This is a genomic window from Lapillicoccus sp. (genome assembly GCF_025353065.1).
Classification (GTDB): Bacteria; Actinomycetota; Actinomycetes; order Actinomycetales; family Dermatophilaceae; genus Lapillicoccus.
Window position 1 is genome coordinate 1 of record NZ_JANXRJ010000262.1, and the last position, 11123, is coordinate 11123.

Annotated in this window: 8 protein-coding genes and 1 pseudogene; 2 read left to right on the forward strand and 7 right to left on the reverse strand. The window is 66.7% G+C overall.

Annotated elements, in window-relative coordinates; genetic code table 11:
• The 3 genes and pseudogenes from Q0R63_RS19345 to Q0R63_RS19355 form a co-directional block, all read right to left on the reverse strand.
• Nucleotides 1-1933: pseudogene (locus Q0R63_RS19345) on the reverse strand (hypothetical protein); the annotation flags it as partial.
• Between the two features lie 170 nt (nucleotides 1934-2103).
• Nucleotides 2104-2751, reverse strand: coding sequence for a response regulator transcription factor (locus Q0R63_RS19350; protein ID WP_295701025.1), 648 nt, complete (start codon nucleotides 2749-2751; stop codon nucleotides 2104-2106).
• Nucleotides 2739-4499 (reverse strand): ATP-binding protein, encoded by a 1761-nt coding sequence (locus Q0R63_RS19355; RefSeq protein WP_295701029.1) that lies wholly within the window; start codon nucleotides 4497-4499, stop codon nucleotides 2739-2741. The genes Q0R63_RS19350 and Q0R63_RS19355 overlap by 13 nt, the downstream gene beginning before the upstream one ends.
• Before the next feature lie 349 nt (nucleotides 4500-4848).
• On the opposite strand from Q0R63_RS19355, the gene Q0R63_RS19360 reads away from it, so the two are divergent.
• Together Q0R63_RS19360 and Q0R63_RS19365 are read left to right on the forward strand one after the other, a co-directional pair.
• A complete protein-coding gene (locus Q0R63_RS19360; protein ID WP_295701032.1) occupies nucleotides 4849-6333 on the forward strand; it encodes an APC family permease in 1485 nt (494 codons plus the stop codon).
• 18 nt (nucleotides 6334-6351) lie between these two features.
• The gene (locus Q0R63_RS19365; RefSeq protein ID WP_295701034.1) at nucleotides 6352-7281 is read left to right on the forward strand and encodes an acetamidase/formamidase family protein; all 930 of its coding nucleotides are present in this window, start codon (nucleotides 6352-6354) and stop codon (nucleotides 7279-7281) included.
• Nucleotides 7282-7526: 245 nt separating this feature from the next.
• On the opposite strand, the gene Q0R63_RS19370 is transcribed toward Q0R63_RS19365, so the two are convergent.
• From Q0R63_RS19370 to Q0R63_RS19385, 4 genes are all read right to left on the reverse strand, one after another.
• Nucleotides 7527-8348: a hypothetical protein gene (locus Q0R63_RS19370; RefSeq protein WP_295701036.1), complete on the reverse strand. Its 822-nt coding sequence runs from the start codon at nucleotides 8346-8348 to the stop codon at nucleotides 7527-7529.
• 115 nt (nucleotides 8349-8463) lie between these two features.
• On the reverse strand, nucleotides 8464-8784 hold the full coding sequence (locus Q0R63_RS19375; RefSeq protein WP_295701039.1) for a putative quinol monooxygenase: 321 nt from the start codon (nucleotides 8782-8784) through the stop codon (nucleotides 8464-8466).
• A gap of 462 nt (nucleotides 8785-9246) precedes the next feature.
• Nucleotides 9247-9687, reverse strand: coding sequence for a hypothetical protein (locus tag Q0R63_RS19380; protein WP_295701042.1), 441 nt, complete (start codon nucleotides 9685-9687; stop codon nucleotides 9247-9249).
• 705 nt (nucleotides 9688-10392) lie between these two features.
• A complete protein-coding gene (locus Q0R63_RS19385; protein ID WP_295701044.1) occupies nucleotides 10393-10950 on the reverse strand; it encodes a TetR/AcrR family transcriptional regulator in 558 nt (185 codons plus the stop codon).
• Nucleotides 10951-11123: the final 173 nt, after the last annotated feature.

The window sequence follows — 11123 nt, forward strand, 5'->3', positions numbered from 1 at the left end:
TGGTCGGACCGGTCACCGTGGTCGTGGTCGGCGTGTCGTGGGTGCCGCACAGGAAAGGGTTGGGGTTGGTGCACGGCGGCGGAGTCGGCAGGGTGGGTACTTCCGCGCCACCGGTCACCGACACGCTTTCGTGGACCCCTCCGGCGCCGACGACCTGGATCTCGGGGGTGAGCGAGCAGGCCCCGGCGGTCACGCAGGTGGACGGGTCGAACGCGGAGTCGAACGCGGAGTCGGCGACCGTCAGGAACTGCGCCGGGGTCTGGTTAGCGAACAGGAAAGCGGTGTGCGCGGCCCCGGTCCAGTCCGCGTAGTGCAGCCGCAGACCTTGCGCCGATGCCGTTGTGCCGTTGATGGTGGCGGTGGTGACGATCCAGTTGCCGTGCAGGAATTCCGTCGAGGTGAGTCCGGTCGAGCTGTCGGTCAGGCCCAGCGTCGGCTGCGTCGTGGAAGTCGTCGACCCGGAGGGCGTGATAACCCACTGCGGGTCGAAGGGGGTGGCGGCCGGGATCGGCGTCGGGTTCAGACACGGCGCCGTCAACGCCCCGAATCCGGAGATGGTAATTGAGTTGTCGCAGGTGCTGAACCGCGGTTGCGGCAGGACAGCGCCCGTGAACATCGAGAACAGTCCACTGGGGTTGTTGGTCAGCGCCGCGTACGGGTCCGGTGTCGTCGCCTCGGCCTGGGCGGTCAGCGACGCCAACTTGCCGGGGATCGCCGCCGCGCTGATCACGGTGAGTCCCTGCTGCACCGCGGTCGTCACCGCGAAGATGACCGCCGAGACGATGATCCCCACGCCCGAAGCCGCGGCCTCACCACCGGCCGCCTCGGCCGCGTCGATGACCTCCTGGGCCGCATCCGCCGCGCTCTCCCCCGCCGCGGCGGCGGCATTCTGGGCCGCGCTGATCGCAAGGGGAGCGGCGCGGCCGGCGAACGGGAACACCGCCGTCTGGAAGGCCGTCCCGCCCAACGTGCTACCCAGCGCCGAAGCGGTCACCAGCCCCCCGCCGATCGCCCCGACCGTGGCAGTCGCGGCCATCGCGCCGCCGACCGCGATGCTCCGCACATCGGTGGGCGACCCGAAACCGGAATACCGCCCGTTGTTCTGGCTCGCCGCTCCCCAGGACTCAAACTGCCCGAACGAGGGCGTCGGCGGCAGACAGCCTAAAATGCTGGTGCACGGGGTGAAGCAGGTCTGCGGCGCGCTGAACGGGGTGAAGATGTTGCTGGTGTAGTCGGCCTGCAGCGGTAACGGGGACCGGTAGACGCAGTACCCCCCGTCCGTGCTGGCCGCGCTGTTCGTGGCCGACCCGCCGTTCGTGTAGGGCTGCGGTGTGCCGGCCAGGAATGTCGCCAGCTGCGCCTCTGTCGGGTTCGACGACAAAAGGTTGGAATACCCCTGGATGCCCAGCCCGGCCCACTTCGTGTACTCCAACCCTGCGCCCTGCGCGGTGGTGACCGCCTCCCGCTGCAGCATCGCGGTCAGCCACGCGTCCGCGTTCAACTGGTCGGCGGTCGCGTTGCCACTGTGCACGGCGTTGATCGAATCGACCAGCAGTCCCCACAACTGCGCATCCGCTTCGGGCCTGGCCCAACTCTGCACCGCGCCGGCGTCACCGCCGTCCAACGCGTGATCGTGGATGACGTTGGCGATAGCCACAGCCTGCATAGCTTGAAGGGACCCACGTTGGGCCGGCGTCGCCGCGTACATCCCGCCGGGGTACGGCGCCCCGCAGGTGCCGCCGGGCCCGCAGGTTCCGAAGCTGGTCGGCGCCGGCGCCCCCAACGCGGGGGCACTGAGCAGATCCGTCGTCGGAAAAGCAGCGGTGGCGCCCGCCGCCGCCATGGTCTGGCCGGTGAACATACCGACGGGCACGACCAGCACCAGTGCCGCTATGACAGCAATGACCCGCCTGGGAACGCGAACCTTGATCATGACTTCCTTTGCTTACTGGGAAACGGCTAGATGTCGGCGCGAGCATGTGCGGATGTGGCGACACGGCGGCACGGACCAAACGGCGCGCCCAACGAATTGTGCGTTCCACGACCGCCGATGCAAATGGACCCAGGTCTATCGCGCACTGGCGATAAGGCCGCTATGGGAGCTCAACGATTGAGGTGGCTCAGAACCGCAAGGACTCGGCGGTGGCTGTCGTCGTCGGTCTGCAGACCGAGCTCGTCGTAGATATGAGAAGCGTGACTGACAACGGCTTTCTCGGAGATGAGAAGACGACGAGCGATAGCGGCGTTGTTGAGCCCCTGTGCCATGAGGTCGAGCACTTCCTGCTGTCGGGCGGTGAGTCGCTGGACGCCGTGGCCCTCAGTGCGCGCCCGAGTCAACATGAGTAGCACCACTTCTGGGTCGAGCACGATCTCGCCTGCGCACACGCGCAGCAGATCGCCGCAGAACGTAGCGATGTCGGCGATTCGCTGTTTCAGCAGATAGCCGACGCCGGCGGACTGCTCCGCGACCAGCTCGACCGCGTACTGCCGCTGGAGATGCTGCGACAACACAACGATGGCGGTGTGCGGCAGAAGTTGTCGGATTTGCAAAGCGGCACGTAAACCCTCGTCCGTGTGACCGGGCGGCATCCTGATATCGGTGATGACCAGCTCCGGTTCGTGCTGGCGGGCAAGGCGCAGGAGATCCGCTCCGTTGCCGGCCGAGGCCACGACGTCGAAGCCGCCGTGGTTGAGCACGTACGCAAGCCCCTCGCGCAGCAGGGCCTCGTCCTCGCCGATTACGACCCGCACGGCAGCTCCGCGACCACTCTGGTCCCCCCTCCGGCGACGCTGTGGATGCGCAGCGAACCGCCGAGCACACCGACCCGGTCGGCGAGACTGCGAAGACCCAGCCCTTCCCCGGGCGCTGCTCCTCCAATGCCGTTGTCTGCCACCTCCACGACGATGTCGTCGTCGCTGCGACCCACCCGCACGACGAGGCCGGTGGCCCCAGAGTGCTTGACCGCGTTGGCCAGTGCCTCCGCGATGACAAAATATGCGGCACTCGAGGCACTTTCGGGGATCGACCCAGCCACGTCGAGGTCGAGCTTCGTCGGTAGGGGCATCCGGTCGACCAGGTCCCGGGTCGCCGCCTCGAGGCCGCGTTCGACCAGCGGCGCCGGCATGATGTCATACACCAGCTTGCGCAGCTCGCCCGCCGCCGCATCGATGCGCAACCGCAGCGTGGTGGCGGCCACGGTGATGCTTGGCGACGCGGCCGGGTCACCGGCCAGACGCTGGGCCTCCAGGGCAAGCAGAACCAACTGCATCTGCAGACCGTCATGCAGGTCCCGGGCGATCCGGCGCCGCTCCCGGTCACCAGCCGCAACGATCCTGGCGCTGGACAGCCGCAACGCCTCACGGCTGGCGAGCAGCTCACCGGTCATCCACTCCTGCTCCACCGCGATACCCACCACCCTTCCGGCGGAGCGGACAAGTTCAGGATTGCCGATCAGGACGGAGTCGTAAAAAACCGCACCGACCCGTCGCCCGCCCACCTCGATCAACGCTGAATTCCGACCGGAACCCTCACGAGGAACCTCGAGCGGCCGGCCTTGCCCATCGACGTAACCGTCCTGTTCCGCAGTCCAGTAGGCCAGCTGGACGGATTCGTCACCAAGAGCTCGACTCAGCGCTTGAAGGAGCGGAGGGCGGCTTGTCACTGTCGACCCGAGCCAGACACCGAGCTGCTGCAGATCACTGGTACGGGCGAACCCGCCGGCCAGCAGGCCAACCGTGAAAGCAACCGGAACGCCGATGAGCGCGGTGATCTGCAGCGCGGCCGTCGCTGCCGCCGAGATTCCCAGAAGTGACCGCAAGACGTTCGGCGCGAACGAAATGAACACCACCGCGCCCGTACCGTAGACATAGAGCGGCCCGAGTACTCGCCGGTGCTGCGTCGAGGATCGGCGCAGCCGGCCGATCAGGATCACCGCAGCCGAGACGACCACAGCGATACCTATCCCCTGCTGCACCCACTTTGCCGCCGCCGCCAGATCAGGGCGATCAGCAACCGCCAACAAGCCACCGGGGCTGGACGCCGGAATGAACAAATAGTGCGGAATCTGTAGTACGAGGCAAACAAAATACGCCAAAACAACGGTGGCAAACGTCATACGGGATTGGAGCTTTCCCGAGGGGAAAGCCAGCAACAGGTGGATGACGACCCCGAGGGCCACGGTTTGCAGCACCGTACCGGCCACCTCCAACACGGTGACCTCGGTGTTGACCAGAGCAGCGACCAGCCAGGCGAACCCACCGACCACCATGATTGCGCCCAACTGGTTGCTCGGCCGGCGCTCCCACGCCACCAGCCCAGCGGCGGCGAAGATGATCCCGGCGACCGGAAAAAGCTCGACCACGAACAGCGGGCCGTCGTAGTCATGTGCCAACAGCGCAGCCTCCACTCCCCCGGTCAACACAACCGCCGCCGCCAGCAATATCAGGGCCATACTCGGCGCGCGCACACCCGACATGACGCTTTTCCAGCTGAAGCTCACGCGCCGAATCTTCCGCACCCGGCGACCGGAGAACCGGCCCGGGCCGCGATCAGCGCCAAGTCAGCAGGGGGCATGGTCCTCCGGTTGGCGATGAAGCTTGTCACGCTCAGCTGACCCCCGGCGGACCAGGTCGGCCCGTCCGCGACCTCGATGATCCAGAACTCCATGGATCCTAGGGTGCGCCGGCAGGACCCCGGATGCAATGACCATCCGATCCCTTCCGGCGATTCAACTTGAGTCCAGTCCGCGAGGTTGCTCGACCGGAACGGCGTCACCGCGCCGATGGTGGTCCCCGACCAGTTCGCCACGGTGCGGACCAACCCGGTGACCGGCGGCACCGACGTTCTGGGTGTGGTCGGGGCGGGGTACCGGCCAGGGACTACCGTGCCAGCGCGTTCCCCTCTATGCTCACGCCACACACCTGGGAGGCGCGTTGAAACTGATCCGGCAGCTATCCTTCATTGAGGTTCTCGCACTACCTGTTGCGCTGATGGCACCGTCAGCGGGGATGGGCCTAAACACCCCTTTCGTGGCCGCCAGCGCCGGCGCGGGGGTGCCCTTTATCTACGTCCTTTCCACGATCGGCATCGGCTGCGTCGGGGCGGGTTTCTACCGCTTGTCCCGCCGGTTCAGCGACGCCGGCAGCGTCTATGGGTTGACCAAGGCCGCCATCGGCCCCCGGTTTGGGTTTATCGCCGGCTGGTGCCTGGCCCTGGTGTATGTGACGTTCATCGGGACCCTGCTGGCCGGGTTCGCCACCTTCGCCGACCTCCTGATCGTCAACGTTACGGGGGTCAATCTTCCCTGGCCGGTGATGTTCTTGGTAGGCGGGGCCGGGATCTGGGCCCTGGGCTACCGCAAGATCGAGCTGTCCACCAAGGTGTTCCTGGTCCTGGAAGGGATCTCCATCGTTTTGATGTTCATTCTCGCCGTCGTGATTCTGGTCAGGGGCGGTGACGGCGGGCATAGCCTGTCCCTGAAACCCCTCACTCCCTCCGGGGTCGCCAGTGGCGGACTGGGCGGCGCCTTGGTGTTCGGGTTCCTCACCTACATCGGTTTCGAGGGGTCCGCAGTCCTGGGTGAAGAGTCTGAACGCCCCGAGATCGCCATCCCGTTGAGTCTGGCCGCGGCAGTGATCCTGGCTGGACTGGTGTTCATCGTTATCTCCTACGCCCAGACCGTCGGCTTCGGAACCTCGGCAGCCGGGGTGAACGCCTACTCCTCCTCTGCCGCCCCGAACACCGACCTGGCCGGGATGTACCTGGGCAACTGGGCCGCCCAAGCCACCAACGTGGGGGCGGCCCTGAGCACGTTCGCGTGCGCGCTGGCCTCGGCCGACGGAGCGGCCCGCGTCGTCTTCTCCCTAGCCCGCGACGGCCGTCTGCCCCAGAGCGTCAGCGCGATCCACCCGGTCCACGCCTCACCGCACCGGGCGCTGAACCTTTCCATGGTCCTCGGTCTGGTGGGTGGGCTCGCCTTCTTCCCCTTCACCGACAAGCCCTCCGACGTGTACGGGTGGATGGGCGCCCTGGCCACACTCGCAGTCATCATCGCCTACGGCATGACCAGCGTCGCCGCGACGATCTACTTCTGGAAGGGCGACATCGCCCACCGACGGTATCTGTACTTCATCCCCACCCTGATCGCCCTGCCACTCCTGGCCTACACCTTCCAAGCGCAGATCCTGCCGCTACCCCCCGCGCCCCTGAGGTACTGGCCATACGCCATCGGCGCCTACCTCGTCATCGGTGCCGTCATCCTGTTCGCTCAACGAGGCAAGATCATCACCCGGGCCATCCCGCCGCACGACATCACTACGGCCGGCGCCGTTTAGACATCGAAGGAGTAGGCCGTGACCTTTCCCGCACGCACAATCCATCAACTGGGCGATGCCCATAAGCACAAGACGTGGAACCGCCAACAACCGCCGGTCCTGACGATCCAGTCCGGCGAGCAGGTGTCCCTTCGCGCACCGGACGCCTCCGACGGCGAACTCCATCGCGCCTCAACCACCGATGACATCGCCCAGATCGACTACCGAAACCTGGACCCCTTGGTCGGACCCATCTACGTCGAGGGGGCCAAACCCGGTGACGCACTACAGATCACGGTCCTGGAGCTGACCCCCCTGGGGTGGGGTTGGAGCGGCCTCCTTCCCGGCTTCGGGCTACTCAGCGACGAGATCACCGACCCCTACCTGAAGGTCTGGGAGCTGGACGCCGGACACATCGAAACCCCCAACGGGGCCCGCTTCGACCTGCACCCCATGATCGGCTGCATCGGCGTCGCCCCTGCGGCCGACGGCGACTTCGCCACGATCACCCCCACCAACGCCGCCGGCAATATCGACGTCCGCTACCTCAACACCGGCGCCACACTCACCATCCCCGTCTTTAACGACGGGGCCCTGCTCTCAGCAGCCGACGGTCACGCCCTCCAAGGCGAAGGCGAGATCTCAGGCACGGCCATCGAGTGCCCGATGCAGATGACCCTCCAAGTTGACCTCATCCCCCATGCCGGACTTGACGCACCCGAGCTCCTCGTCCCCGACACGTACCCCGCCCAAGAGGGGTACCGGATTTTCACCGGTATCGGACCCGACTTGATGACCGCCGCCCGCGACGCCACCCGGCGCGCTATCGGCCCCCTCGCCAAAGCGCAGCACATCAGCGAGGTCGAGGCCTACGCCCTCACCGGCATTCTCGCTGAACTTCGTATCCACGAAATCGTCGACCTCCCCAACTGGGTCGTCGGGTGCATGCTCCCCCAGCGACTCTTCTAACACGCACTAGCAACCGCGAGTGCCGGCCGTCCCTTCCGGTCCGTAGCGGCCGTCCCCTTCCGCTGCTTAAGCGGCCATCCCACTCCGCCGCCTGTCGGGCGCTACCTGAACTCGACGACGACCTCGATGTTGCTGTCCGTGGAGCTGCTGGAACGGCGACGGGACGCGATCCGCGGCTGGGAGGGTGCGGGTGGCGTACGTGACGGGGGCCATGTGGGACCGCGGTTCTCGCGGCCCTTTGGTTGTCAGTTGAGGTTGTGCCCGACCTCGCGCGCCCCAAGCTTGTTCTTCCAGAGCGATTCGATGCGCTCGACCGTCTCATCGGACATCGCCGGGTCAACGGTCTGCAGTACTGAGACTGTGTAGGGGCCTGTCGCACCCTTCAACCCTAGGTTCCCGCCGGACCGGCCACCTCGGTAGGCCCGCCACCGGCCGAGCAGTCCGTCACCGCCTTTGGCGGAGCCGACGTAGTGCACGCCCCTCGCGTCGGTCAGCAGGTAGATCCCGGACGTCGAGCGCAGCGTCTGCCTCCAGCCGCCAGGCAGGGTATCGAGCTCGTCCACGGGGTGCTGGAACGCGAGCCAGCCGGGGAAGGGTGCCTCCTGCTGGGTGGCGATCTCCAGCACCGGCTTGAGGTTACGGTGCGCCCACTGCCACCAGCCGGGGGCTTTCCCCGCGAGGAACCACCGGATGACGAGTCGATCGGCGTAGATGTCGAAGTCGGGGACCCGGGTGAGTTGGTGCAGGGCGGTGCGGGAGTCGGCGGGCGTACCCGTCATGGGGTCGGGCGTGCCCGCCACCACTTCTGTCCAGCCGCCATCAACCGTGTAGAGGCCCACGAAGACCGTCTCGCTCGCGCGGCTCACCACAAAGGAGGCGACGTAATCCACGCCGTTGAAGAAATCGTCCCGCTGCCTAGCCTGCCAGCTCTCGAACAGCTCGCGCTGACCTCGCCACACGTCGTGGACGTCGATCCGGTTGCGGGTCTCGATGTGGCGCAAGAGCTTCACTCGCGCGACATCCGGTTCGATGCCGCCAGCCCGCAGGGTGTCGTTGAAGGTGATCACCCGGAAGTCGTCGGTGCTACTCACAAAGTCCTCGCATGGGGTTCGGGAAGCAATCGTTCGGCCGTGACCCGGCGTGGGAAGCGGGGGCCGCCCACCCGGGCGCCCAGCGATCAGCTCAGAACTCCGACATCTTGTCCCAGCCGTCGCGGTCCGCGGCGTCGATGTAGAGGATGTCGGGACGCTCGGCGATGTACTGCTTCGCGTCGCCGTCGACCCCGTGCTGGAAGTGGTCGGAGTTGACGTGCGCCTCGCCGGCCGCGGCGTCGTCGAAGGCCTCGATCGTCAGGATCGTGTCGGGGTCGTCGACGCTGCGGTAGTGCTCGTACCACTTGTTGCCCGGCTCAGCGCGGGTCGCGTCGGTGTAGGCCTGGCTCGCCGCAAGGTAGGCATCCGCGGTTCCTGGCTTGAGCTTCTTCTTGACGGTGATGTAAATCAAGGTGCTCCTTATTCGAGTGGGGTGGTGCCGTCGCCCGTCTGGATCTCCGGTGGAGGACGTGCTCGGTTCACTCTGGCACGGTCAGCAGGTTGTCACCTGGCGGCTCGCACACCCGCTCGCCCGTCTCGCGCCAACTTCTCCATGCCTGCCGCGACGCGCGATTGCAGTCCGTCTACGTGCGCAGCTTCCCCATCGGTCACTCACACGCCGCGTACCCATCTACTTCCGGCACGTTTGCTCGTACGTGCTGAACACGTCATCCGCCCGCCGTCGGACTCGCGTCATATCGCCGCGTAGAGGGCTGTTTTCAGTTGCTGCCGTGTCGGGCGGAGTCACGTTCGCGTGTTGCCTCGCAAACCGTGAGTGTGTCCGGCTTGCTGGGGTCGGGGCCCCCCTTGATCGTTCGAGGAGACCTCGCACAGCACCCTCGAGAGCAAGCATCGCGATGGCAGAGGCCACCACTCAGCTCATTCGAGCGTCCGTGTCGAACAGACTCTCTTCAATCTTGGTCGATGTGTGTCTGACGATGAAGGCGCGTTGCCCGACCCGCCAGAGCCCCTCTCCTCGTTGCAGATCCGGAAGCTGGTCTCGTTCTGCGGTGGAGAGGCCGAGGACGGCGGCGGTGGCGGGGGCTTCGCTGGTCTCCTGTTGGTAGATGATCTTTGTGGAGCAGTCGGCGAGCAGGCCGCGGGCCAGGGCTCGCGCTTCGGAGCCGGCGTCGCCGACGGCGTCCAGGTCGGAAAGACGGTGGACGATGAGAAGGTTGGCGATGCCGAGGCCGCGGGAGAGCTTCCATTGGGACTGCATGCGGGCCAGGAGTGCGGGTTGTCGCATCAGTCGCCAGGCTTCGTCGTAGACCACCCATCGTTGACCGCCGTCGTCGGCAGCCAGGGCGGACTCCATCCACGCGGACGCAAATGTTGGAGCTGAACCTTGTTTCTCTGAGTGTGTCGTGACCAGGGTGGCGTCGACGTCGAGGACGACGGTGTCGCCGAGGTCGGTGTCAGCGACCCTCGACGCGGGTAGCCCGCCGGGTATTTGAGACCAGACGTGCGCGCGGACCTTCGCCCGGGCGGTGTCGATCCGCTTCGTCACGGCGGGGGTGACCTCGTCCAAGGCCCGCCACACCGTCGGCGCGGACGCGACCGACCCGAGAACCTCGCTCTGGTGGCGCAGGACGTCTATGTCGGCGATCGCCTCCCCCGCCGGCGATCAACACCGCGACATCGACCAGGACCCGGCCTCGGTCATGGATCGGGGTGAACCCGCGGCGGGCCATCGCCCCGGACAGGGCACCGGTCAGACCGACCCGGTCAGACCGACCCGGTCAGCCAGCAGCCGAGTCGCCACGTTCCCGGCGTGCGCCACGACCCCGCCGCCGTCCGCGGAGACCACCAGCCCCGTGGACCACGACCGACCTCCGCAGACGGCTTTGCGACGTGCCCGGCGAGCTGACTTCTTCGGGGATCGTCCCGTTGTACTCTTCACTGGCGAGGTGCCTTCCACTCGAGCGTGCTGAACCGTAGAGAAGTCCAGTATCTCGTTGTGCGACAGGCACTTTCGCATTTTCAGACCGCGCGTCGGGTCACGTTCCGTGAACGGGCGAGGTTAAGCGGTCAGCTGGCGTAGCTCGGCCATGGTGGTGTTGACGTGGGTGCGCCAGGGGCGTTCGGTGGGGTCTTCGATCCAGCGGGTGAGGGCGATCCGCATGACGGCGACGCCGGTTTCGGCGGCGAGGTCGGCGGTGGTGGCCGGTGATCCGCGGTCGCGTAGTGCTTGGCTGATTGAGGTAGCGAGCGTGGCGAGCTTGCTGAGTTCGCGTTCCTGCAGTTCGGGGTTGGCGTGCAGTAGCGCTTGGCGGCGGCGGATGGTGTCGCGATCCGGGAAAACGGAACCGGCCGCCTGGATCCCGGCGGTCACCACCTCCAGCGTGGTCGCTGAGGCCGGCACGGCGAGAACGTGGTCGACGATCGTGGCGCGGAATCGGTCGCCACCGTTGAAGAGCACCTCGCGCTTATCGGCGAAGTGGCGGAAGAAGGTCCGCTCGGTCAGGCCGGCGCGGGCGGCGATCTCGGCCACGGTGGTTTGGTCGTAGCCGCGCTCGGTGTAGAGCTCGAAGGCCGCCAGTTGTAGGCGGCCCGGGGCGTCTGGCTCCCAACGGCTCATGCCGCAGACACTACGGTCATGACAGCGGATGTCATCGCGTGCTACGGTCACGACAGCAACTGACATCGTATTGCGACCGCCGCCTGGGGTCCCCGGACCGGAGGGTTGCGGTCCCTAACTGGAGGTCACCCTATGCGGGTTTTTGTCACCGGCGCGTCCGGCTGGATCGGCTC